Source organism: Pontibacter toksunensis, from assembly GCF_042686245.1.
GTDB lineage: Bacteria > Bacteroidota > Bacteroidia > Cytophagales > Hymenobacteraceae > Pontibacter > Pontibacter toksunensis.
In genome coordinates this window covers 57,552-80,828 of the sequence record NZ_JBHUOX010000020.1, presented here as the reverse complement: position 1 = coordinate 80,828, position 23,277 = coordinate 57,552, and the positions used below count along the sequence as shown (strand labels likewise).

General features: G+C 47.5%; 20 protein-coding genes and 1 pseudogene. 13 read left to right on the top strand and 8 right to left on the bottom strand.

The features are described from left to right. Positions 1 to 1,065 precede the first annotated feature (1,065 nt). The 5 genes from ACFS7Z_RS21070 to ACFS7Z_RS21050 all read left to right on the top strand — a co-directional run bounded on the left by ACFS7Z_RS21070 (position 1,066) and on the right by ACFS7Z_RS21050 (position 6,189). Entirely contained in the window at positions 1,066 to 1,623 is a 558-nt protein-coding gene (locus tag ACFS7Z_RS21070) for a YrrC family ATP-dependent DNA helicase (RefSeq protein ID WP_377489078.1), read from the top strand. A gap of 600 nt (positions 1,624 to 2,223) precedes the next feature. Beyond that, complete coding sequence (locus ACFS7Z_RS21065) at positions 2,224 to 3,015, top strand: hypothetical protein (protein ID WP_377489075.1); 792 nt, start codon at positions 2,224 to 2,226, stop codon at positions 3,013 to 3,015. Between the two features lie 6 nt (positions 3,016 to 3,021). Continuing rightward, positions 3,022 to 4,017: a hypothetical protein gene (locus ACFS7Z_RS21060; protein ID WP_377489072.1), complete on the top strand. Its 996-nt coding sequence runs from the start codon at positions 3,022 to 3,024 to the stop codon at positions 4,015 to 4,017. A 10-nt stretch (positions 4,018 to 4,027) separates the two neighbouring features. Beyond that, the gene (locus tag ACFS7Z_RS21055; protein ID WP_377489069.1) at positions 4,028 to 5,338 is read left to right on the top strand and encodes a YcaO-like family protein; all 1,311 of its coding nucleotides are present in this window, start codon (positions 4,028 to 4,030) and stop codon (positions 5,336 to 5,338) included. 35 nt (positions 5,339 to 5,373) lie between these two features. Beyond that, entirely contained in the window at positions 5,374 to 6,189 is an 816-nt protein-coding gene (locus tag ACFS7Z_RS21050; RefSeq protein WP_377489066.1) for a SagB/ThcOx family dehydrogenase, read from the top strand. A 52-nt stretch (positions 6,190 to 6,241) separates the two neighbouring features. On the opposite strand, the pseudogene ACFS7Z_RS21045 reads toward ACFS7Z_RS21050, so the two are convergent. From ACFS7Z_RS21045 to ACFS7Z_RS21030, 4 genes and pseudogenes are all read right to left on the bottom strand, one after another. Then, positions 6,242 to 6,358: pseudogene (locus ACFS7Z_RS21045) on the bottom strand (integrase core domain-containing protein); the annotation flags it as partial. A gap of 15 nt (positions 6,359 to 6,373) precedes the next feature. Beyond that, positions 6,374 to 7,579 carry an IS110 family transposase gene (locus ACFS7Z_RS21040; protein WP_377489064.1) on the bottom strand — a complete coding sequence of 402 codons (1,206 nt, stop codon included), beginning with the start codon at positions 7,577 to 7,579 and terminating at the stop codon, positions 6,374 to 6,376. Between the two features lie 1,086 nt (positions 7,580 to 8,665). Next, on the bottom strand, positions 8,666 to 8,869 hold the full coding sequence (locus ACFS7Z_RS21035) for a hypothetical protein (protein ID WP_377489061.1): 204 nt from the start codon (positions 8,867 to 8,869) through the stop codon (positions 8,666 to 8,668). Between the two features lie 149 nt (positions 8,870 to 9,018). Next, positions 9,019 to 9,690 (bottom strand): recombinase family protein, encoded by a 672-nt coding sequence (locus ACFS7Z_RS21030; protein WP_377489058.1) that lies wholly within the window; start codon positions 9,688 to 9,690, stop codon positions 9,019 to 9,021. Between the two features lie 205 nt (positions 9,691 to 9,895). Between ACFS7Z_RS21030 and ACFS7Z_RS21025 the strand changes: the two genes are divergently transcribed. Next, on the top strand, positions 9,896 to 11,032 hold the full coding sequence (locus tag ACFS7Z_RS21025) for a hypothetical protein (protein ID WP_377489055.1): 1,137 nt from the start codon (positions 9,896 to 9,898) through the stop codon (positions 11,030 to 11,032). A 63-nt stretch (positions 11,033 to 11,095) separates the two neighbouring features. On the opposite strand, the gene ACFS7Z_RS21020 is transcribed toward ACFS7Z_RS21025, so the two are convergent. After that, complete coding sequence (locus tag ACFS7Z_RS21020; protein WP_377489052.1) at positions 11,096 to 11,365, bottom strand: hypothetical protein; 270 nt, start codon at positions 11,363 to 11,365, stop codon at positions 11,096 to 11,098. Positions 11,366 to 11,693: 328 nt separating this feature from the next. Between ACFS7Z_RS21020 and ACFS7Z_RS21015 the strand changes: the two genes are divergently transcribed. From ACFS7Z_RS21015 to ACFS7Z_RS20995, 5 genes are all read left to right on the top strand, one after another. Next, the gene (locus tag ACFS7Z_RS21015) at positions 11,694 to 11,915 is read left to right on the top strand and encodes a dodecin family protein (protein WP_377489049.1); all 222 of its coding nucleotides are present in this window, start codon (positions 11,694 to 11,696) and stop codon (positions 11,913 to 11,915) included. Positions 11,916 to 12,403: 488 nt separating this feature from the next. After that, positions 12,404 to 13,531, top strand: coding sequence for a glycosyltransferase family 4 protein (locus ACFS7Z_RS21010; protein WP_377489046.1), 1,128 nt, complete (start codon positions 12,404 to 12,406; stop codon positions 13,529 to 13,531). A gap of 198 nt (positions 13,532 to 13,729) precedes the next feature. Continuing rightward, positions 13,730 to 15,214 carry an MBOAT family O-acyltransferase gene (locus ACFS7Z_RS21005; protein WP_377489043.1) on the top strand — a complete coding sequence of 495 codons (1,485 nt, stop codon included), beginning with the start codon at positions 13,730 to 13,732 and terminating at the stop codon, positions 15,212 to 15,214. Positions 15,215 to 15,302: 88 nt separating this feature from the next. Next, positions 15,303 to 16,208 (top strand): DUF1574 family protein, encoded by a 906-nt coding sequence (locus tag ACFS7Z_RS21000; RefSeq protein ID WP_377489040.1) that lies wholly within the window; start codon positions 15,303 to 15,305, stop codon positions 16,206 to 16,208. A 309-nt stretch (positions 16,209 to 16,517) separates the two neighbouring features. Beyond that, positions 16,518 to 16,655: a hypothetical protein gene (locus tag ACFS7Z_RS20995; RefSeq protein ID WP_377489037.1), complete on the top strand. Its 138-nt coding sequence runs from the start codon at positions 16,518 to 16,520 to the stop codon at positions 16,653 to 16,655. A gap of 54 nt (positions 16,656 to 16,709) precedes the next feature. Here the strand turns inward: ACFS7Z_RS20995 and ACFS7Z_RS20990 are convergent, their stop codons facing one another. Both ACFS7Z_RS20990 and ACFS7Z_RS20985 read right to left on the bottom strand, forming a co-directional pair. Continuing rightward, positions 16,710 to 18,245: a SulP family inorganic anion transporter gene (locus ACFS7Z_RS20990; protein ID WP_377489034.1), complete on the bottom strand. Its 1,536-nt coding sequence runs from the start codon at positions 18,243 to 18,245 to the stop codon at positions 16,710 to 16,712. A gap of 792 nt (positions 18,246 to 19,037) precedes the next feature. Further along, entirely contained in the window at positions 19,038 to 20,402 is a 1,365-nt protein-coding gene (locus ACFS7Z_RS20985; protein ID WP_377489031.1) for an IS110 family transposase, read from the bottom strand. A gap of 508 nt (positions 20,403 to 20,910) precedes the next feature. Between ACFS7Z_RS20985 and ACFS7Z_RS20980 the strand changes: the two genes are divergently transcribed. Continuing rightward, positions 20,911 to 21,852, top strand: coding sequence for a phosphoribosyltransferase family protein (locus ACFS7Z_RS20980; protein WP_377489028.1), 942 nt, complete (start codon positions 20,911 to 20,913; stop codon positions 21,850 to 21,852). Positions 21,853 to 22,390: 538 nt separating this feature from the next. Then, positions 22,391 to 22,660 carry a hypothetical protein gene (locus ACFS7Z_RS20975; RefSeq protein WP_377489025.1) on the top strand — a complete coding sequence of 90 codons (270 nt, stop codon included), beginning with the start codon at positions 22,391 to 22,393 and terminating at the stop codon, positions 22,658 to 22,660. Positions 22,661 to 22,694: 34 nt separating this feature from the next. On the opposite strand, the gene ACFS7Z_RS20970 is transcribed toward ACFS7Z_RS20975, so the two are convergent. Then, positions 22,695 to 23,267 (bottom strand): heme NO-binding domain-containing protein, encoded by a 573-nt coding sequence (locus ACFS7Z_RS20970; protein WP_377489022.1) that lies wholly within the window; start codon positions 23,265 to 23,267, stop codon positions 22,695 to 22,697. Between the last annotated feature and the right edge of the window lie 10 nt (positions 23,268 to 23,277).

Genomic DNA, 23,277 nt, shown 5'->3' with positions numbered 1-23,277 from the left:
CCAGTGAGACTGCGATTGTGCTGACGACTCCAACTATGGCTCTACATTTACCTCAATGTAAGAAATTTTATGGCATTGACTATGTTCTGTTGTCCCAGAAAATGGGGAATTTTGACATCGTGGAACCTCCAGCGGTACCTGCCCCTACAGCCTCTAATCCATCTCAGTTTGCCGTCTCACAAATCAAAAATAGATTTAGAAGTACGAGACGAGTTAAAGGGAAAGAAACAGAGGGAAGCAAAATGCCTTCAAGGGTGGTGGTGCTCTCCAGGTCCTGCTTTAGCGTGATAACCTTTGAAAGCGCATCTACCGCCAGGCTTATGTGCGCGAGCTGATGGGGCCAGAGGGCTATGCTGCGTATAAGGCCATGACAGAGGGCTTTGACAATCCATCTTCTGATTAGGATAATTAGGGTAATGGTGTTAATTAACCTCATGATTTCTTTTCCCCTTTTGTATTCAAACCATGATTTTACCCAGACTAGAAGCAGACAATAGAGCCTCAGCTTGAGGGGTGGCGCTTGCTTTGCGCGGGAGGGGAAGCCACTGCTCCGGCAGCGGAAGAATGGAGCGCAGCGAAATGAGGCGGCTGGCGGAACGGTGGCCAGCGTCCGGGAAGCTCTCCGGCAAATGAGCAGCATTTGGCGGAGTGCTGGACGGTGGGGGGCAAAGCTTGCCGGGGAGGGGCTGCTTTGGGGGTGCGGACGGACCAGCAGCAGCAACTGGCCCGCTCTGTCGCGAAGCTTGTTACTCAGAGGATCCCTTGACTTCTCATCAGAAAGTGACTTTTGAATTACCTGCCTCCCATTCCTGAAGATTACATGTTTGTTACAGAAGGGGAAAAAGAACGGCAGGAGTAGCAGTGGTGCCGGACCTGGTGATGAAAGACAAATCCTCTCCAGAAGAGCCGGTCAGATAGACGAAATTTCGCAGAGCCGTACATGAAAGAATAGTCAACAGCGGATGAGATTGAATTTGTACCAGTTTAATCTCTATCCCCGTGACACGAGGGCTGAGCTTGTCTGGGACCTGTTGTGATTACCTTTATCCTTACTTATCCTTGTACATGCAGGCACTCGACAGACAAACTTCAGCTGAACTGGAGAAGCTATCAGGTATCGTCAAACGCGTCACCTTCCATAGTGCGGAAACCGGCTATACGGTGCTGAAGGTGAACAGCTTCCAAAGGCCCCACGAGGAGACCGCCGTCATCGTCCACCAGTCCAAGGTGTTCGCCGGGGCCACCGTTGACTTCTACGGGGAGTGGACCACGCACCCTAGTTATGGCCTGCAGTTCAAAGCCTCCAGGGTCATCGAAAGGAAGCCTGCAACGGCCAATGCTATTGGCAACCAGAAAGTGCATGAGCTCACGCCCTTCTTCAGAAGAATCGCCTTCAAGAAAGAGAGGATAGCCGCTATCACGGCAACGGCAAGGAAGCTGGCCGTCATCGTTTGGAACCTGGTCATCAAGGCAGAACCCTACAAGAAAAGTGAGATAAAGGAAACCAGCGAAAAAAGCAGGCGGGCAGGGTTAAGGCAGGTGGAAAAACGCCTCAGGGCGCTTCAACTAAGTCAGGGTGAACTTGAAAAAATTTTCTCAAGAGCCGCTATTATAGCTAATTGAAATAGAGTTGTACAGAAAAATGGGAGGAGGTCAATATCTACTGCTCCCTTGGTAAGTTACCTGACAATTTACTTATCGCGTTCGCCTTCTAGATTTCATCAAACTTGTCCCTATTACCACGAAACATAACAATGGTAAAACAAACAATACTAAAGCAGGATAGCCATGCTTGAGCAGATAATCAGACAATAGAGTTATTAGGTTTAATTATATTCACCTTATGATTCGAAACCTTTACCTAACTATATGAACACTTAACTAACGAATTTAACTATACACATAAATTATTGCCTTAAATCATCATAAATTCTTAGTTATATCGTATAAAACACTAATAGACAATGTATTGAAATTAACCTGCGTAAGTAATTATTAGTACTTATTTATTTATTACAATCATTGATATTAGTCGGTAGACCAGTTATAGATTGTGAAATCAATAGAACAGGTGTTTTTACACTAAAAATATTCATACTTAGTGTTGTTATATTTTAGATAGATAACAAAAAATTTACCATCCATCAGTTCTAATTTTCACTTACCAGTTAATAGCTAAATATTTTAAGTTGAAAATCATTCAAAAAGGAGATATTAAATACTATGGCAACATCAAAATCTAAAAGCAGCATACCACAAGGTAAAATTCTTCAGTTGCCTAGCGATGAAGCTGTAAAGTGGGTAAAGAATATGCTCGATACGAGTGCAACTTTTAAATTGATTTATGATTATTTCATTAAAAAAGGATATACTTTCTACCCAGAACGTGCAAAAGTTTTTGTTAATATTGCTCGCAGCGGCGAGGATGAAGTAGTGCCGAGTGTACTGGGGATCCTACCAAGCTTTGTTCCCACAACTTCAGCCGATGACAGCCATCCTGCAGTTGGTATAAGTATTCACCATAGTGGATATGCAATAGCAACAAGTGTGAATGTTAGCCATAGGCCTTTTGGTGTAACTGAGTTTACTCTGCATGAAGTTGAGCCAAAGACAAAAAAAGTTGTTACATCTACTTTGAGTACAGAAGAAATTGGCAGGGAATCCGTCAATGAACTGGCAAAAAGGATGCATACTCCATTTGTTCCTAAAAAGGGAGCAGAGGTATCAAAAGAAGAAAGGAAAAAAATCAATAGCTTCTCTGCTATTGATCCAGGCGAGCAAGGCCTTCTTATTAATTCAGTTGTGCAACAACTATTGGCCGATAATTACTCAAGATCCTTATTTCCACCTCAATACGCCCGTGCTCTTAACACACAAACTCCGACTTTCCAAAAATTTGCCTTCGTCACTAGAGAAAGATTCCAGGGAACTGTGTTAGGTGTAACATTGTCAAGCAGCACATCTACAAGTTCCAATATTTGCACGTCAACATCAACAAGCACGATTGAGATATAAGGAAATATGGCATCTGAAAACCCAGGAGCTTTCGATGGCTCATTCTCGATTATTAAAGATGACTCTAGTGATGAAACGGATGCTTCTTTAGTAAATTCTGCATTCGAACTCATAAACGGTGCGAACACGTTGGAGCAGATATGGGGTAAATTGCTAGTTGCTGGCTTTGAGCCTCAAGCTATTGGCCTCGTTCTAGCAGAACTTGAGCGCCAAGGTAGAATTGACGAAGTAGATAGCTGGAGTTTCACGAAAAGTCCAGCACTAGCCGGGCAAACCGTTCTTCTTGGTCAGATGGCTGCACAAGAGGGAATGGTTGCAAATTCAGAGGTACCAATACTAGTAGGTCGAAAGCTCCAGAGTTTATTAAGTACGAGTAAGATAATTATTTTTGGTACAAGTTTAGAACTCACAACAGAAATCAAAAAAATGCTGAAGAAAGTTGGTGTCTTGCAGGTACAACTTTCAGACTTTACTTTGTGTGAGAATGGTTTCGATAAAACTCAGCAGAAAGCTATTGATGAAGCAGTAACTAAGTTAAAAAAGGAGAAATCTAGGCTCCTGATTTGCGCAACTAGTGGAGGTGACAATCTTCTAGCTGAAATGGTTAACCGAGCCTCAGTGGTCAGTGGCATACCAGCTATTTACTATAACGTACATGGATTTCAAATGCAACTTGGGCCGTTAGTCATTCCTAAACAGACAGCATGCTATAAATGTCACAAGATACGCCGAGAAGCTGCGCTCGCACCATGGGAGAGAAGTCTACTTGGTTCAGTCAGTGGTGGCGAGCGGTTAGCATGTACATTAGGTGCCGACTGGATAACTATAGATGCTATTAAATTCCTTTCAAATTTAGGTGAGCCTGTTTCCCGGGGTCGGGTATTATTTATAGACTACTATGGGGGGCTCCCAGAAGTTCACACTGTGTTGCGCATTCCACGATGTGAAGTGTGTGGTAATTCTAAGCGGCCGGCTATTCGTCTTTGGGAAGATTCCAAATAACGCTTTCTTCATGTCAGTTCACATCCAATTAGTTCCGTCCCCCGTTAGCCCAATGCTAGGCTTGGTGACCTACCTTACTGAGGTCGAACTCCATTCCGGTGATCCTAATGTTTTCATTGCGGCTGCTCGTGGGCCTGATATGCATAGTCTTGGATATAAAACCGGAGCGAGCTTAGTAGGTAGTGGAGCTGGTCTCTGTTGGGAGGATGCACGTGGCGCAGCAATAGGTGAGTGCTTGGAACGCTATGCAGCCTGTATTGTTGAAAGCGAAAATTTGCTAATCTCATCCTATGATTCCTTAATAAACTCTAATCTTAATGCTCATGAACCGTCAACTTGGGCACTCTTTGACCAGTCTCAGAAAGTTCCTTATCCTGCGTTCTCGAATGATTTGATTATTGCTTGGTCTGAAGGTTGGGATCTCGTCACAAACAAACCAATCTTTTTACCGGCGAACTTCGCCCATCTAAGCTCGAGTCCAATACTACGTGAATGGGGAGCAAATTTGATCGGTCCTGCAGTTTCTACTGGGTGCGCATGTGCAACTTCGATAAATGAAGGCTTATTGAAAGGATTTTGCGAACTGATCGAACGTGATGCATTTATGATTGTATGGCGTAATAGCCTACCTGTTCCTGAGGTTATTATTGACGAGGATACGGATCTCTATCAAGTCTATACATCGAGGTTTGCCCGTCCGGGACTTGAATACCATATCTGGTGTACAACCCTTGATTTTCCTATACCATCATTCTTTGGAGTTTTGTTTGACCATCGCGGGGCAGAGATGCGAATGGTCGTCGGAGGAGCAGCCAACTTAGATGCAGAAAAAGCTGTGCAGAAGACACTGTGTGAATTAATCCAAGGCCTAAGCTGGCTGGAATACATGGGTGAACAAAAAAAATGTATCCCAATTGATTTCAATGATATCCACAGTTTCACTGATCGAGCACTTCTCTATTCAACCCCTCGAGATTTACAAAAGGCATATTCATTTTTATTTAAAAATTTTAAACAAGTACCATTATCATCAATAAAATCTAAGCGTGGAACCGCCGATGAGATGCTTCAATACTGTGTTGATGCAGTAGTAAATAAAGGCTTTCAACCATCCGCAATCGACCTTACCACTGATGATGTGCGGGAATGTGGCTACGTGGTAACTAGAGTTGTAATACCTGGTCTTGAAACAATGGATGGAGATCATAGATTACAAATGCTTGGGGGAACCCGTTGGCGTAAAGTACCAATGGAACTAGGACTTTTACCTTCTATTCAAACCATCAAAAATATCAATCCCTTCCCGCATCCTTATCCTTGATTTCCTTACCGATTCTGTATTTAAAAAATTTGCACATGTTTGACCGTTTTAATCCCTATATCAAACAAGCTTTAGAGTCACCTTCAGAGATTTATCATGAAGCATCTAAGCTGCGAGAGTCTGATTCTGTCACTGCTCGAACTGTTTGGTCCGTTAACACGTCACCAGCAATTAAGCAAATTATATCGAGACCTGCGCCTTTATACCAAGGATTTCCCTCTATAAAACTGCCTAACCAATTCACTAGAGTAAATCGTCCGTTGGCCGAAGTCATGCTGAGTCGTCGTAGTGCACGCGTTTTTAGTGGTGAACCTATATCGATATCCGATCTCTCAGCTTTACTGTTTTACAGCGCCGGTGTAACAAAAAAGGAAATAGATAGCTATGGCATAGAATGGGGACTTCGTTGCGCTCCTTCTGGAGGTGCACTTTATCCAGTTGATGTTTTCTGCATTTCTATAAATGTAGGAGATGCAGAAAAAGGTCTGTATGCATATGACCCGAAGGAGCATTGCCTCAAATTTCTAAAACAAGGTCTATTCACAAATCAAATTGCTGATGCCACTTATTTAACTGAAACTGTGAAAGGCGCAGCGGTTTGTATATTGATGGCAATCAATTTTCCGCGGACAAAGTTTAAATATGGGGAACGAAGCTACCGTTTCGCTCTGCTTGAAGCAGGACACATAGCTCAGAACATGTTGCTTGTTGCGACTTCTTTGGGAATTGGCGCTCTTCCGCTTGGGGGCTATGTAGACGATCAAATAAACGCTTTGGTAGGTGTAGATGGCTATGAACAAGCAGTTGTTTATGGCATTTTGATAGGACAACTACAAGATAAATCTCACTAAAATCTTAGTATTTAACAATCCAATAATTCCATTCTATCTGAAACTTTAACAACACGTTCAGACACTCGTCCCTAAAGCTCCCGTTGAACGACTCGACAAAGGCGTTAGCCGTGGGGTTTGGTCTGCAGGAACCAGGACTGCGATTCCAGGACCATCGGTCAACACTTTTCTGTACAACTCTATTTCAAGTAGCTAAAAAAGAAGCTCTTGAGAAAAGTTTTTCAAGTTCGCCCTGATTTAGTTGAAGCGCCTGAATGCGTCTTTCCACCTGCCTTAACCCTGTCCGTCTGCTTTTCTCATTGGTTTCCTTTATCTCTTTTTTCTTGTAGGGTTCTTTCTTGGTGACCATGTTCCAGATAATGACGGCCAGCTTCCTTGCCGTTGCCGTGATAGCGGCTATCCTCCCTTTCTTGAAGGCGATTCTCCTGAAGAACGGCGTGAGTTCATGCTCTTTCTGGTTGCCAATAGCATTAGCCGCTTGGCGAAGAGCCAAGGCCAATGAAGACTTACCCCTTCGGGTGCGGCTGCTGATCACACGACCACCGCTTATCTTGTTATTGGGCACCAGGCGCAGCCAACTGGCAAAGCTTTTGCCGGAAGGGAACCTGTGCAGGTCTTTTCCCATCGTCGTCAGCAGGCAGAGCACGGTGCCGTAGCTGATACCAGGGATAGCAAAAAGGTCAGTTTCGAAGTATCGGTAGGCAAGCTCAGGGACATTGAAGCCGGGAGCGTTCTTACTGCTCTTCTTCTTAGGCAGTTTCACTGCCTTCTCTTCGGGTTCGGTTGCTGTCTGCTGCGGCGCATGCTTTATCAGGGAGCGCTCGATCACCTGGTCACACTCCTTCAGGGCTTCTTCATAGAGCCTGTAGAAGTGAAGGCAAGCCCTCAGCTCAAACAGCAGCTCTTCCCGCCAGGAGCCGTGGAGCGCCTCGGCGATCTGCTGTTTGGACCTTTTCATCCTCACGTCCACCAGAGAGGCAAGGTACTGCGGATCCCGGCTCCCCGCCAGAATCGCCTCTATGATGGCCAGCCCAGACTTGCCGGTGATGTCACGGATGGCCACGTCCAGCCTGACGTTCATCAGCCGGAGCGCCTTCTGCATTTTGTGCGTGTACCTGGAGATCTGCTCCACCAGATGCTGCCTGTGGTCATAGTAGGTGCGCAGCTCCTGAAGCGTGTCGCTCAAAAGAAAGCTGCCCGACAAAAGGCCCAGGGAGTGCAGCTTCTGAATCCACATGCAGTCCAGCACGTCGGTCTTGCGCCCCTGCACGTGCTTTGTCTGGCTTCCACCGACGAGCAGCACTTCTAAGCCGGCTTTCTGAAGCGCGCTGAAAAGGGGTCTGCCAGTAGGTCCCTGTGCTTTCCATGGCCACTGACGTGACCCCTGCATCGCGCAAGTGCAGAATGAGCTCCTGGTGGTCTTTGGTGCCAATGCCAAATGAGCGGACATTCTCCCTGTTTTGGTCTATGGCAACAAAGTGGCTGCGGGATCCCACGTCTATGCCAGCGGCATGTGGGTTTACGATCTGAAGTGGTAGTGCTTTTCCCATGGCGTTTCTCTATTGGTGATAAATAGCTCCAGGGGATGCATTTATAGCATAAGATTTTTTCTGTACGGGATTCTCAGCAGAGATCACCAGTTCATTCACCAAATGCCCATGCATAGCAAAGGCCTACGCATTCCAGCCCATATTTCAGGAAGGACTCTTCAGGTTCCATTAAAGTAAGGGACTTTTTCTGAAGCAGATACAATTATACCGTGCTTCAGGAGCTTCAGTTGTCATGCCTATTTCAATAGTGCTCGCGCTATCCATTGATTTCAGGACGAGTCAAATATATTTTCAATTACCCAACAGCCTCGTTAACCCGATCCCAATAAACGTGGTAATAATAAGATTGTGGAACCTCCAGCGGCACCTGCCCCTACAGCCTGTATGGCGTCTCATGTTGCCGTCTCACAAATCAAAAAGGATTTTGAAATACGAGACGAGTTAGAGGGAAAGAGAGCGCCTAGGAAGCATAAAGAATTTTTAAGGAGACGGTTCAATAGGTAGTCCGCCTTTCGGGGTGCCATGCTACCGCAGTAGATGAAGGATGAGATTCAGGCTCGGATAAGTATATTAAAAAAAGGTGCGCGAAAAAAGTCGCCCCCGCTGCTTCCTTTCGGGAATTCCTGTACCTGAAAACCGTGACCTGAAAAGGTATACCTTTCCCTTGCCCAAGCGGCAGCTCTTTTGCTGCTGCGTGTTGCTTTTATACGGATGGTGAACCGTTGGATGCTATAGAACTTGGCGAGCATCAGACAGGCAACTAAAAGAAAAGGGTAGCCACCGGCTACCCTATCATGCAGACAAACAATCTAAACTAACATGTGGCTTTGGCTAAGAGCCAGAAACCGGGCATAAAGGTAGCAGCAGTAACTTCATAATTACCAAATTAGTGCAACTATATTTTTAAAAATGCTATCATTTACTTGCTATAGTACAACTACTACATGAAGTAACTGTAAAGAAGATGGGGCTTCTTCAGATTTCCAGTGAAAAGGCACGGACCATCGGAAGAGCTGGAGCTCCCTGCCTCTCTTCAGGTACATGTTGCTGGTGCCGGTCCTGAATTTCTTTCCCCAGATGGTTTTCAGGTTGATGCTGTTGAGGTGGCTGGCGATCTGCTGCGGTGACATGCCCCGGTGCACCTTGTCGAGGATAATGTCCAGGATCTGCTTGTTGGTGTCACTGTCCAGGGCCTATAGCAGGAAGGACCCCACCATATAGAAAGATTATGTACACCTTTATATAGGGAGTGGGCACAGCGTACCTGTTGATGCTGCTTTCAGGAGGCAGGGGTGGGATCTTTGTAAAAGAGGTAGTGCACCGTGCCTTTCCGGAAGGGCTTGCCGTTGCGCGTCAGGTATCCCTCCCCGTTGAGTTCATCGGCAATCTGCTGGAAGGTATAGCCCTGCTCCCGGTAAATTTTCACCAACCTCGAGGCCTGCCGGTTGGCTTTGTTGGAGAGGGCGTTCTGCCGGCGGACCTCCAGCCCCTTCTGCCGGGCGGCCAGGCTGAGGTTCTGCGGTGAGCCCAGTTGGAAACCCTGCGCTTTCTTGGCCTGCAGGGCGGCGCGGGTGCGCTGGGATATGAGCTCGCGCTCGTGCTGGGCGAGCACGGCGAAGATGCCGATGGTAAGGGTGTTGGCCTCGGGCATGTCGGCACAGACAAAGTCCACCCCGCTGTCGCGGAGGGTGAAGATAAAGCCGGCGTTGCGGCTGAGGCGGTCGAGCTTGGCGATGAGGAGCGTGGCCTGCCGGAACTTGGCCAGTGCGATGGCCGCCTGCAGCTGCTCGCGGCTGTCGCGCTTGCCGCTCTCTATTTCGGTGAACTCTTCGAGGATTTCCTCCCCGATCTTGATGAAGCGGCGCACGGCGACACGCTGCGCCTCCAGGCCGAGGCCGCTCTGTCCCTGCCCCTTGGTGGAGACCCGGTAATAAGCAACGTAGTTTCGCATCTTTTTCTCCCTTTTGTGTAAAGCATGACAAAGTTACCGGAAAAATCCGCCGGGTCAAGGTTTTCAAACGGTCGTTTAAAAACCTTGACAAAGCTAATAAAACTAATGTATTTAGCAAAACAAAAGGCAAAGACCAATAGTATTAGTATCTTAAAAGCGGCAGCCGGGAAAGAGGTCTCGGCATCACGCAACAAAAAATTACGCTATGGCAAAAACTGGTTTTGTTTCCGAGGCGGGAGCGCACGGCTTTTCCTTCGACGGCCCCGGCAGCACGCACTTCTCCATCACGGTCGTGCTCGTGGAAGAAGAGAACAAAAGGGAAGTAGAGGAGGGGTTCCGCCGCCTCCGCGAACGGCACTTTGCCGGTGGGAAAGTTTCTTTAGGAGACGGGCACGGAATAGTACAAACAAGAGTGTTTCTGGAGGAGTTGAAGGAGTTGGACTTTTCCTTTCACGTCCTGCTCGTGGACAAGCGCAAGCTGCACCAGAAGTCGCCGCTCCAGTACAAGGGCACGTTCTATAAATTCCTCTCCGGCCTTATCTACAACAACCTCTACCGCACCGTCCCGCACCTGAGCATCGTAGCCAATGAGCTGGGCACGCCGGAGTTCATGGAAAGCTTCCGCCGCTACATCCAGGAGAACCACCAGGTGGACCTTTTCTCCCCGGCCACCTTTACTTTCTCAACAGGGGAGGAGGCAGAGCTGCTGGAACTGGCAGGCTTCCTGGGCGAAAGCCTGAACTTGTTTCATGCTGGACTATCGGAAGTAGATGTGGAGCAGGAATTGTCCGAAAAGTGCGTGGTTGTCAACCGCTGGCCAGAGGGGTACGTGCCCTACACAGTCGACACGGAGGGCATGGCAGCGGACGCGCAGGACGAGGCCATTACGGCGGCGGCGCAGCTGCGGGCGCGGAACTACCTCCAGCGGCACGCGGGCAGCGAGGACCCGGTTGTCCGGAGCCGGATGGTGTTCGTGGAGTACCTGCTGATGGTTTTCACCTATAACTACAGGACCCGCTTCATCCACACCTACGAGCTGCTCCAGCACCTCAACTCCTATAAATATGAGAACTACACGGAGCACCGCTTCCGCTCGCTCGTGGTAGGGCCGGTGCGGGACGAGGGCGTGCTCATCGTCTCCTCCAGCGCCGGCTATAAGCTACCCTGCTCCACCAGGGACATCTACAATTTCTTCAACTACTACAACCAGCAGATACAGCCCATGCCCGGCAGGCTGGGCCAGTGCCACCGGGCCCTGCATCTGGCGACAGGAGGGGAGCTGAATGTGCTGGAGCAGCCGGAATATGATAACCTGAAAAAGCTGCTGGCGAAACTTACCTGATAGGTGCGACTGCCTGGATAAAAAAGTTATTCCTCATCAGAGGCAACGTATCATCAAGTCGTCTCAAATATTATAGATAATTTTGATTTGTGAGATGGCAATAAGAGACGCCATACAGGCTGCAGGGGCAGGTGCCTGTGGAGGTTCCACGAACTCATCATTCCCCCGTTTCGCGGGACGGTTGCTGCAACCTATATCACGACAAGACAGTACGATAATCAGACCCTGCATATCGTTCAGCATCAGGGGGCACGGGTTCTCCCGCAGCAGCAGCCAGCCCCTTACCCGCCTCACATTTTCCCTGGTAACCCCACCTTTCCAGGTCACTGTCACCAACTTACGTGATAATCATACTGCACAGTGCAGGAGTCCTGCCCTAGGCTGTTTGTAAAGGATCTTTTATGGTTGATGAAAGAGGTATAAAGCAGCCCACTTCCTGCTTAAATATTGGTTCTAGCTGTAAGGTATCTACGTCAAAAGCAGGAAACAATTGATTCTGTCTATACAAGAAAAAGAATGCGAACAAACCATAAGAGGGTTCAAAGACCCTACACCTTCATTAAAGTTTGGACACAAACCACATCATGATACTTAACAAGTCTCTTCGCTCCTCGTACATGATTGCTAAATCCTGTTTCATTTAACTCCACAGATAAAAGCTATGGCAATAGTAAAAGTTATAGAAGTAATTGCAGGCTCTGAGAAAAGCTTTGATGACGCTACAAGAAACGCTCTGGCAGAGGCAGCGAAGTCTGTGAAGAACATCAAGTCTATCTACATCAAAGAGATGAACGTGACTGATAATAAAATTGTGTCTTTTGGTGTAAATGCGAAGGTTTCCTTCGAAGTCGACAGCTTAGATACTGCTAACAACAACACATGAAGGGGTAGCATCGTTTTCCCCTTTTCTGCTGGTTTATATTTAACTTGCTAACTGGACCTCAAGCTTTAACACCCACCCCCACTATTCATCATTCTGGCCAAAAGCCATTTATACTAACCCTTCGAAAACATTTAACTTTTGTACCTTAACAAATATTATGCGTTGCTACTACATCCATAGTACTCCTACTCCCCCCTGAGTTACTACTCCTTTTCCTGAACAGGCCTAGCCTATAGGCCTCCCTCTTCCTTGCATTCTGTCGTTTTGCTGGCCCCTGGTTCAGTGGTGTGCCTGATCTTTTTACGTGAAAACAGCCAAGAGCTACCTGTAAATGGAAGCTTTGGATCGGAGAAATTATAGGCTCAGTTTAAGATGCATAAACATTTAACACGAAAATTATTCATGAAGATCATTCAAGACCAAACACTTTTTTTGCTGCGTTGCCGCATAGTCTATGACCTTTATGTTTTCGGACCATACACAAGCTCATGAGAATAGGAATAGAAGCTCAGCGGATTTTCCGTATGAAGAAACATGGAATGGAAGTAGTGGCCCTGGAAATGATCCGCCAGCTACAGAAGATTGACAAAGAGAACGAATATATTATCTTTGCCAAGCAAGACGATGACACGGGTTGCCTGAGTGAAACAGAAAACTTCAGGATAGATGCTATTCCAGGGTTTTCTTACCCTGACTGGGAGCAGCTAAAACTACCCAAAGCAGTAAAAAAGACTAACATTGATCTGCTGCACTCCACCTGCAACACTTCCTCGATCAGGCAGACAACCCCGCTGCTGCTCACACTGCACGACATCATTTACCTGGAGCACATCGATTTCAAAGGCACAGCATACCAGAACTTCGGCAACCTGTACAGGAAGTTTGTGGTGCCTAAAGTGGTGCAGAAAAGCGATGCCATCATCACCGTATCTCATTTTGAGAGAAACACCATACTGGAACGGTTAAAGGTGCCTGAGGAAAAGATTGAAGTTGTTTACAACGCCGTCAGCGAGAATTTCCACGCCAATTATTCTGTTGATGAGGTCAATGCTTTCAGGAAACTGTATGAGCTTCCGGACAGGTACATGCTCTTCCTGGGGAATACTGCACCCAAGAAAAACACACCGAACGTGCTTGCCGCCTATGTTACCTATTGCCTCTCAGTTCAGGAGGCTTTTCCCATGGTGATACTGGATTACGATCGTTCCTCTGTGGAGGAGGCCTTGACGGCAGCAGGGCAAAAGCAGCTGCTACCCAATTTTGTGTTCCCAGGCTACATCCCCCCTCCCCTGATGCCATTGATGTACAGTGCAGCTGAACTGTTCCTATACCCCTCCTTGCGTGAGAGCTTTGGCTTACCTATTTTAGAAGCCATGGCTTGTGGCACTCCTGTCATCACCTCTACCACCTCCTCTATGCCAGAGGTGGCCGGAGGTGCTGCCGTACTGGTAGACCCCGAGAACCCTGAGGAGATTGCCGGGGGTATACAGCAGGTACTTACTGACAGCAGGCTTTATGACGGATTGGTAGCAGGAGGGCTGAAAAGGGCTGCTGATTTTACATGGGAATCTTCAGCCAAGTCCTTATTGGCCATCTATGGAAAATTAGGAAAGTAGTTGGTGGTCCAATATTAGTAGGAATAGTCGTTGCCAACATGACCCTACTATAAGTCAAAAAACATAGATAGGACTTTACTTACAGCTGTGGCAGGCACTGCCTAGACTTTCTAAATAAAGCTATATATAAAAATGTAACTATATTCATTATTTGGCTGTATGTAGGCTAGTAGTTACAACTTTCTCATTGTACTCATTATGCTTTTCAACTCTCTTGAGTTTGTCTTCTTTTTCCCTACAGTAGTTCTCCTCTACTTCCTGTTCCCGTACCGGTTCAGGTGGATGGTACTGCTCATCGCCAGCTACACCTTCTACATGTTCTGGCGCGTGGACTATGCCGTTATCCTTGTTGTCTCCACCCTGATTGACTACCTGTGCAGCAGGATGATGGACAGATACACAGAGGATGACAGGGAAAAGCGAAAGCCCTGGCTGTGGCTGAGCATCCTGTCTAACCTGGGCATCCTTTTTACCTTCAAGTACTACAACTTTTTCAATACTGCTGCGAAGGACCTGGCAGATGTGTTAGGGGTAGGCTACGCTGCGCCAGCCTTTGAGCTGCTCCTGCCGATGGGTATTTCCTTTTATACCTTCCAGACCATGAGCTACTCCATTGACGTGTACTATGGCAGGATTAAGGCCGAGAAGCACCTGGGCATATTCGCCCTCTTTGTCACTTTCTTCCCGCAGCTTGTGGCGGGCCCGATTGAAAGAGCGGGCAACCTGCTGGGCCAGCTCAGGGAGAAGCACGAGGTAGACTATCAAAGAGTGGCAAGCGGCCTGAAGCTCATGGCCTGGGGCATGTTCAAGAAAGTCGTTATTGCAGACCGGCTTGCTGTTATGGTAAACCAGGTGTACAACAACCCCACTGACTATGAGGGTATTCCCCTTATCGTCGCAACCGTCTTCTTTGCCTTCCAGATTTACTGCGACTTCTCCGGCTACTCTGACATTGCCATCGGATCTGCCCGGGTGATGGGCTTCAGGCTGATGGAGAATTTCAGAAGGCCCTACTTCGCCAGGTCGATAAAAGAATTCTGGGGACGTTGGCATATCTCCCTTTCCACCTGGTTCCGTGACTATCTCTACATCCCTTTGGGCGGAAACCGGGTAATAAAGTGGCGCTGGTACTATAATATCTTTATCGTGTTCCTGGTAAGCGGGCTCTGGCACGGGGCTAACTGGACGTTCATAACATGGGGTGCCCTCCATGGACTGTATCAGGTATTTGGGTTTTTAACGGAGAAGAAAAGAGACGCGCTGGCACAGCAGCTTGGCTTGGACAGACATCGTCTCCTTTACAGGGCCATCCAGGTTGGGACAACGTTTGCGTTGGTCTGCTTTGCCTGGATCTTCTTCAGGGCAAACAGTGTCGCTGATGCTTTGCACATCTCAACGCACATGTTTACGGGTATGTCAGAGTCAGTAACTGAGCTGGTAACAAATGAAAGGGGGTTGAGGAGGGCGTGGGCCTGGTTAGGGCAAAACAAATACATCTTCATACTAGGCTGCCTGACGCTGCTGGTGTTGTTCCTGCTGGAGTTGCTTTCAGAAACAGGCAGGAAACTTAGCATCGCTCAACAACCCGCATTGGTAAGAACTGCCGCTTATGGGGTGGGTGTGGCTCTTATACTTTTAACCGGCCGCTTTGTTGATGCTGAATTCATCTACTTTCAGTTCTAGAATGATGTTGAACTTTTTATGTAAACTACTTGGTGTCGGGTTAGCTACCGCTTTAGCATATGTGGGCTTTATATTTGCAATGCTGGAAATGGGCAGAGTACATTGGCTCCCCAATACCAGATACACATTTGGCGGCTACGGGTATACCTTACTGAGGCTACAGGAGGCAAAGAAGGTACAGGATGTAGACATCTTGTTTATCGGCTCATCCCATGTGTACAGGGGCTTTGACCCCAGAATATTCAGCCAGCACAACCTGAGGACATTCAACCTGGGTACCCCGAACCAAACCCCCTTTGTGACCTACCATCTTCTGAAGGAGTACCTCCCCTCCATCAGACCCAGGTATGTTGTGATGGATTTGTATTGGAACATATTGTCATTGCCAGCCTCGGAGGCTGGAGCCGACATTATTTCGAACTCTGAAATAACAGAAGGCTCCCTGGATATGGTGTGGAAGAGTAAGGACATAGTACTGCTAAACAGCTTTTTGATAAGCTCGATAACCCAATGGGTGTCACCGTTGGATACCACTGCACAACAGGAGTTCCGGGAAGACAGGTATGTAGGTGCCGGTTATGTAGAATCCAGAATAGAAAAGAACATCCTGAGCAAGATTGAGCTGGCGCATCAGCCCAAAAGCCGTTTTGCCCCAAACAAGCTGCAGGAAGAATACCTGGAAGAGATTGTAAGCCTCTGCAAACAACAGAATGTAGCGCTCGTATTTGTTGTTGTCCCTGTTACGAAGGAGTACTTGAACTCAGTACAGAACTATCAGGATTTCTCAGACTTTATAGAGGGTGTCGCCTCTTCTAACAGTATACACCTCATTGACTTCAACAAAGAGGAGGGGCTTAGGTTAAATTCACAAGCTGACTTCTACGACAAGGATCACTTGAGCCAGGCCGGCGTAGAGAAGTTCAACGCTGTCTTTATAGAGAAGCTTGACAGTGTTTTTTTGAGGAAAGAACGGAGCAGCACAGCAATGCGCTAGCTGTTTTTTCTGCCCATGCCTTCAGAGGGAGCATTATCCATGTGCTGCAATGAGCAGTAGTTACCTGCACTCATACAAAAGCCTTACCCTGTGGATTGCCTGGCAAAATAAAGAAAAGTCATTTTGATCCACTATAAAGTGCTGCTGCATTACGCTCCCATAAAAGCGACAGAAAAAGGTGAGCCTGAAGCTATTCACCCTTTTCTGGGCTTGTTCCCGGCTGGAAGAACCACTTAACCGCAGAGAGGTAGTGGCTGCGTTTCACGCGCACGCGCATATCGGCAAAAAGGAGGGGAGACTTCTACAGGCGTGAAGGTGCACAACGTGTCTAAACCCGTGCTTGAGCATGCAGGCGATGAAACTCCTTTCATCCTTATAAGTGTAGCCGCTAAAAAAGCTGCAGCCAAAATCGTGGTGGGGAGACTTGAAAACAAAAAGGAGGCATAACCTCCTCTTGTTCTAGATTGTTATTTCATATCAAATTACAACAAAGCACAACCGCTAATACTTGTCTGTAGCCCTGGCAAAAGTAGGCTCCAGTATACTCACTTCTATCACGGAGTCTGCCTTGATGAGCTTTCGCTGGCTGCTGTCACTCAGGTTCCGCAAGTGTAGCCTCTTCCCTTGCTTGTGGTAGCGCTCTGTCAGCACGTTCACGGCCTCTATGGCCGACATATCTGCTATTCTGCTTTCCTTGAAATCAACGATGACTTCCTCCGGGTCGTTGAATACGTCGAACTTTTCCTCGAATGCTGTTACAGAACCGAAGAACAGCGGCCCGAACAACTCATAGTGCTTGACGCCTTTCTCATCCACGTATTTTCTCGCCCTGATGCGCCGGGCGCTCTCCCAGGCGAAAACCAATGCTGAAAGCACCACCCCTATCAGCACAGCCAAAGCCAGGTTGTGCAGCAGTACTGTTACGGCAGCTACCAGTATACCAATCAACACATCAGAGGTGGGCATCCTGCCGATCATCTTAAAGCTAACCCACTCAAACGTACCGACCGCCACCATAATCATCAGGCCAGCTAAGGCTGCCATGGGAATTTTCTCTATAAGCGGTCCTGCGAACATGATAAACAACAACAGGGTTACCGCCGCCACGATACCCGCCAGCCTGGCCCGTGCACCCGATGACACGTTAATGAGGCTTTGGCCCAGCATCGCGCACCCGCCCATCCCAAAGAATAGGCCACTCAGGATATTACCAGCGCCCTGCGCCAGACATTCCCTGTTTCCATCACCGCGGGTTTCTGTTATCTGGTCGACCAGGTTCAGCGTCAGCAGGCTTTCAATTAATCCGACACCCGCCATGATGGCCGCATAAGGAAAAATGATGTTCAGTGTCTCCAGGGTAAACGGAACGGCAGGAATATGGAAAGGAGGAAAACCACCGCTGATAGAGGCGATGTCCCCCACCGTTTTGGTGTCGATGTTAAAGCCCACTACAATGGCAAACACTACCAGAATAGCTACCAGCGAGGAAGGCACCGTTTTGGTTAGGCGCGGCAGGAGCACGATGATGGCGATGGTTAGCGCTACCAGGCCCAGCAGAATATACAATGGGGTTCCTGTTTGCCACACTGTTTCTCCATTCAAGGTAGTCTTAAAAAGGTCAAGCTGCGACATGAAGATGATAATGGCCAGGCCGTTCACAAAGCCGAACATCACCGGGTGGGGCACCAGGCGGATTAGCTTACCCAGCTTCAGTAAGCCTACAACCACTTGTATAATGCCCGCCAGGATAACGGTGGCAAACACATATTCAATCCCGTGCGTTTGTGCCAGCGCCACAATAACTACGGCAATAGCTCCTGTGGCTCCGGAAATCATGCCGGGCCTTCCGCCGAAAACTGCTGTAACCAATCCCAGAACGAAGGCCGCGTATAGGCCCACAATAGGAGGCAAACCTGCAATAAGCGAGAAGGCCACGGCCTCGGGTATAAGCGCCAGTGCAACAGTTAAACCAGCCAGTATCTCGATTTTATATTCAACCGTCGGGCTGAAACTGAAAATTTTAAGGTGCTCTTTCATGATTTTAAGAAGTGATAGAAATTAGTTCTTTGGAGACACAGCGAAGGGAAATAAAGCACCTGTGCTATGCTGATTCATAGGATATTTAAGAGAGCGCCACTAAGTGCGCTGCTGTGTCGCTACACCATTTTTGGCAGCGATAGAAAAAGATAATAAAGGGGTAATTTTGTGCAGCCTGGAAAAGGCGACATGTATCTGAGTTCAAGAAGATCAGATAGAGAAGTGGCAGCTTACGGCGTGGAGTTGCCTGCTGCCTGTGTCAGACTAAATCAGTCTGGAGTATTGCCTGTATCTAGGGCTGTTGTAGTCATTGTGGCTGCAAAGGTAAGGAAATTTGACTAACGATACTAATCATCACATTGACTCTTCTTAAATTGACTTTATCATTATACAAAGAAGCACCTAAAATTCCTTTATCCAATCAATTGCAAAAGGAGAAAAGCATGTAATGAATAACCTCTATTCATGGGCTTGGAGTTAATCATATCTTTCATTATGTTTCATCAGAATGCTGCGCATCCAGTCGTAAAAGTGTATGTGATAGTTAACAGCACTCATAGCCATAATCACACTTTTCCATAACATATTTTATGACAAGCAAAATCATGCTCCAAGCTCTTGGAACATGTAAGCCGTTATAGAACAAGAAAGGCTCACCTTCACGGGGAGCCTTTCTTGTTTGTGGCCTATAAGCTAGATTATAATCAGTAAGAATATCAACGTCTGTTTTTGGTCTTAAAAATTTCCCGTTTTCCGGGAAAAGTTTGTCAACCTATTCTGTACAACTTCATTTTAAGTGGCTAAAAAAGAAGCTCTTGAGAAAAGCTTTTCAAGTTCGCTCTGATTTAGTTTAAGCGCCTGGATGCGTTTTTCAACCTGCTTGAACCCAATCCGTCTGCTTTTTTCGTTGCTTTCCCTTATCTCGTTTTTCTTGTACTCTTCTGCTTTGGTTACCATGTTCCAGATAATGACGGCCAGCTTCCTTGCCGTTGCCGTGATAGCGGCTATCCGCCCTTTCTTGAAGGCAACCCTCTTGAAGAATGGGGTGAGTTCATGTTCCTTCTGATTACCGATGGAGTTGGCAGCCTGACGAAGCGCTATTGCTAAACAGGATTTACCTGACGGTGTACGGCTGCTGATAACACGGCCGCCGCTTACCTTGTTGTTTGGAACAAGACGCAGCCAACTGGCGAAGCTCTTGGCGGTTGGGAACCTGTGCAGATCTTTTCCCATCGTCGTCAGCAGGCAAAGGACAGTGCCGTAGCTGATCCCGGAGATAGCGAGAAGGTCAGTCTTGAAGTACTGGTAGGCTATCCTGGGGACATTGAACTCAGGAGCGTTTTTACTGCTCTTTTTCTTGCTTTGCCTCAAGGACTTCTCTTCAAGTTCAGATATTGATGTCTGCGGCGCATGCTTCAACAGGGAACTCTCGATCTTCTGGTCACACTCCTTGAGGGCTTCTTCATAGAGCCTGTAGAAGTGCAGGCAAGACCTCAATTCAAACAGCAGCTCTTCCCGCCAGGAGCCGTGGAGCGCCTCGGCGATCTGCTGTTTGGTCTTCTTCATCCTCACATCCACTAGCGAGGCAAGGTGCTGCGGGTCCCGGCTCCCCGCCAGAATCGCCTCTATTATCGCAAGTCCTGATTTACCAGTAATGTCGCGGATGGCCACGTCCAGCCTGATGTTCATCAGCCGGAGTGCCTTTTGCATTTTGTGCGTGTACCTGGAGATCTGCTCAACCAGATGCTGCCTGTGGTAATAATAAGTGCGTAGCTCCTGGAGCGTGTCGCTCAAAAGAAAGCTGCCCGACAATAGGCCTAGGGAATGCAGCTTCTGAATCCACATACAGTCCAGCACGTCGGTTTTGCGCCCCTGTACATTCTTTGTCTGGCTCCCCCCGACAAGCAGCACTTCAAACCCGGCTTTCTGAAGCGCGTTGAAGAGAGTTTGCCAGTAGGTCCCGGTGCTTTCCATGGCCACGGATGTGACTCCCGCGTCGCGCAAGTGCAGAATAAGCTCCTCATGGTCTTTGGTGCAAATCCCAAAGGAACGGACATTCTCCCTGACTTGGTCTGTGGCAACGAAATGGCTGCGGGACCCCACGTCTATACCGGCGGCGTGTGGGTTAACGATTTGAAGTGGCAGTGCTTTTCCCATGGCGCTTCTTTACATTTTGAAATAGCTTCAGGGAATGTATTCACTAGTATAAGAGTTTTTCTGTACGGGATTCTCCAACGAGATCACCAGTTAATTCACCAAATGCCCATGCATCACATAGGCCCATACATTCCAGCCCAGATTTCAGGAAGGACTTTCCAAGTACCATTAAGGCAAGGAGCTTGTTTTCTGAAGCAGACTAAAGATAAGAATTATCAAGATGCTAAAGAGCTTCAGTTGTCACCCTTATTCAACAGTGATCGCTCTATCCATCGATTTTAGGACAAGACAGTATAAGCTACGGTTTACAAATTGAGCCATGAAATAAGCCGTTCTTAGCAACGGCCTTTTACCATAATTCACGCTGCTAGAACAAAACAATGAATAACAAACAATATGTCACTTTAACGGTTCTATTCAAGCAAGCAATCCTACGCATCAGGCATCAACTTTTTAGTTTAGCCGCAGCGCTAAACTGTAGTGTCGGATTTACAGCAAACACTAAAAAATGAACTACAGGTCAATTGAGGATTTAAATCAGTGCATAGCTACAAATCTTTCTAGAGTGCCTTTAGGCACCGATCTTATTGTGGGAGTACCCAGAAGCGGAATGCTTGCCGCCAATCTACTGGCCCTCCACCTTAACCTTCCTTTCGCAGATGTTGAAGGTTTTATGGAGGGGAGGATTCTGCAGTCCGGAAGCAGAATGAAAAGCTACCTTAAGCCTTTTGAGGACTATAAGAAGATACTTATCATAGACGACAGCGTTTGGTCAGGAAAATCAATTAAAGAGGTAAAAGAAAAGCTGCATGGCCTTTACCCCGACAAGGAAATCACCTATGCAGCAGTTTTTGCAGCACCTGAAAGTATCGATAAAACAGACATACACTTTGATGTCTGTCCAGGCCCCCGGATTTTCGAATGGAACATGATGCACCACGATCTACTGGAAAACTGCTGCGTCGATATCGATGGGGTGCTGTGTAAAGACCCGACTGAAGAAGAGAATGATGATGGACCCAACTACGAGCATTTCCTGGCCAACGTAGTTCCTTTCTTCCGCCCGACCAGAACAATCGGTGTTATTGTCACAAATCGCCTGGAGCGTTACCGGCCACAAACTGAAGCATGGCTGGCGAATCATGACATAAAGTACAACAAGCTGGTAATGCTTGACCTACCCACGAAGGAGGCCAGGCAGAAAGCCAATAACTATGGCGGGTTTAAGGCTTCCGTTTACCTGAAGTATGACAGCTGGCTATTTATTGAGAGCTCGATTTGGCAGGCCCAGCAAATTGCCAACATTTCCGGTAAGCCTGTTTACTGTGTAGACGCCCGAAAAATGATTTATCCCAACATGCTTGGTGAGACCCGCGGCAAAGTAAGGCAGGTTTTGCAGAAGGCTATTAATGTAGTAAAAAGCACCTTCACCAGCAGGCAAATCGCATAAGTGCTCACAATCTGAATGGCAAGAATCAATAGAGGTATGTTAATTATACATTGGCAATCGTCAGCAGTTACCTCTATCTCCTCTTAACATGCCTTCATGACTCATTAGTAGCATGTATGCTTTATTCAAAATGGAGAAACGCATAGTCTTTCCAATAACAGACAGCTCCCGGTACTGCTTACAAAGTCATGGCTTTGAACTCAGCCCGGCTTAAAATGCTCTGGTCAATCAAAGCGACTACTTTTCGGCTATGCTAAGGCACACTATTGCGTGCCTTAGCATAGTATGTTAGCGTGCTTTATGAACATAACCGCCGTTATTGGCCATGCTCTGGCTACCTTCTTATCCATTCAGTTTACTAGCTCAACCTTCCCTTCATCCCAACATCCTTACTTTTGCTGGTACAGCGATGTCACAACTCCAGGAGAGGGTACTATGGCATTTCGATAGTTCTCGCAACCAAGCGCCACCATGTGTAACTTATAAAACGTATATTAGTAATTAACTATATATTACGTATAATATATCTCTCACAACTATGGCGATAGCTCTAACCCTGGCCGGCCTTTTTTTACTGGTGTGCACCCTGTGCACTGCCCTTATTCTGTTTCTGAGCCATGCAGAGGAGCCAGACAGGGGCTACGGCTGGGTACAAAAACCCGATGCCCCAGTTATGCGCATTGTCTCAGGGGGTAATGTGGAGCATAACTCCGCGCCTCAGCATATGGACATGGAGGCTGCAGCGGGCTCCAGAGTCGAACTGATAGCTATAGACATGGCTCTATTCAGGAATAGCATCTCCGTTTAAATGCTCCTATTGGTAATCCTTTTCGTTATGTGAGTTAGAGGAAATGTATCCTGATTTGCACCCGCTCGGCATGCGGCTCCGTGGCAGAGGCTACCCTTACACGGTCACTCTCATCAAAGTAACCTGCCAGCCCTTTGATGATGCCGATGGCAAAACCCGACATCCTGCGCCTGGAGTGGTAATCAATGATGAGGATGTTCTTTCCAACCGCAGTCACGTGCAACGGCGGCGGGTTGGTCTTGTCGTTTTCCTTCCTGATGCCCCCGTGCATGTGCGAGCCGATGTGTTGCAGCATCTGGTATGTTCGCCAGGAGGGGTGCACAAAGCGCTTGAAGACCAGCAGCAGGTCGGGCACCAGGAACTCCCCGAAACTTTCCTGAAACACATCATACCGAATGCCCTGCTTTTGGGAGGCAGCCAGCATGATGGTGAGCAGCTCGGAGATGGGGTACACCTCGTTCATCTGGTAAGGCGCAGCTATGCGGCTCTGCAGCCCCTCCCGCTCCAGGATATCCACCCAGGTGTTGTAGTTGTGCCTGTACTCCACGAACCGCTTCAGAAAAACGAAGATAGACCCGTGCATGCTGTCATTGGTAAGCGTATGCATGTAATGTAAG

Excerpts from the sequence above, each read along its gene's own strand:
- ACFS7Z_RS21070 (WP_377489078.1), top strand. The coding sequence starts at position 1,066 with ATGCAGGCACTCGACAGACAAACTTCAGCTGAACTGGAGAAGCTATCA.
- ACFS7Z_RS21065 (WP_377489075.1), top strand. The coding sequence starts at position 2,224 with ATGGCAACATCAAAATCTAAAAGCAGCATACCACAAGGTAAAATTCTT.
- ACFS7Z_RS21060 (WP_377489072.1), top strand. The coding sequence starts at position 3,022 with ATGGCATCTGAAAACCCAGGAGCTTTCGATGGCTCATTCTCGATTATT.
- ACFS7Z_RS21055 (WP_377489069.1), top strand. The coding sequence starts at position 4,028 with ATGTCAGTTCACATCCAATTAGTTCCGTCCCCCGTTAGCCCAATGCTA.
- ACFS7Z_RS21050 (WP_377489066.1), top strand. The coding sequence starts at position 5,374 with ATGTTTGACCGTTTTAATCCCTATATCAAACAAGCTTTAGAGTCACCT.
- ACFS7Z_RS21040 (WP_377489064.1), bottom strand. The coding sequence starts at position 7,579 with ATGCAGGGGTCACGTCAGTGGCCATGGAAAGCACAGGGACCTACTGGC.
- ACFS7Z_RS21035 (WP_377489061.1), bottom strand. The coding sequence starts at position 8,869 with ATGTCACCGCAGCAGATCGCCAGCCACCTCAACAGCATCAACCTGAAA.
- ACFS7Z_RS21030 (WP_377489058.1), bottom strand. The coding sequence starts at position 9,690 with ATGCGAAACTACGTTGCTTATTACCGGGTCTCCACCAAGGGGCAGGGA.
- ACFS7Z_RS21025 (WP_377489055.1), top strand. The coding sequence starts at position 9,896 with ATGGCAAAAACTGGTTTTGTTTCCGAGGCGGGAGCGCACGGCTTTTCC.
- ACFS7Z_RS21015 (WP_377489049.1), top strand. The coding sequence starts at position 11,694 with ATGGCAATAGTAAAAGTTATAGAAGTAATTGCAGGCTCTGAGAAAAGC.
- ACFS7Z_RS21010 (WP_377489046.1), top strand. The coding sequence starts at position 12,404 with ATGAGAATAGGAATAGAAGCTCAGCGGATTTTCCGTATGAAGAAACAT.
- ACFS7Z_RS21005 (WP_377489043.1), top strand. The coding sequence starts at position 13,730 with ATGCTTTTCAACTCTCTTGAGTTTGTCTTCTTTTTCCCTACAGTAGTT.
- ACFS7Z_RS21000 (WP_377489040.1), top strand. The coding sequence starts at position 15,303 with ATGGGCAGAGTACATTGGCTCCCCAATACCAGATACACATTTGGCGGC.
- ACFS7Z_RS20990 (WP_377489034.1), bottom strand. The coding sequence starts at position 18,245 with ATGAAAGAGCACCTTAAAATTTTCAGTTTCAGCCCGACGGTTGAATAT.
- ACFS7Z_RS20985 (WP_377489031.1), bottom strand. The coding sequence starts at position 20,402 with ATGGGAAAAGCACTGCCACTTCAAATCGTTAACCCACACGCCGCCGGT.
- ACFS7Z_RS20980 (WP_377489028.1), top strand. The coding sequence starts at position 20,911 with ATGAACTACAGGTCAATTGAGGATTTAAATCAGTGCATAGCTACAAAT.
- ACFS7Z_RS20975 (WP_377489025.1), top strand. The coding sequence starts at position 22,391 with ATGGCGATAGCTCTAACCCTGGCCGGCCTTTTTTTACTGGTGTGCACC.
- ACFS7Z_RS20970 (WP_377489022.1), bottom strand. The coding sequence starts at position 23,267 with ATGCATACGCTTACCAATGACAGCATGCACGGGTCTATCTTCGTTTTT.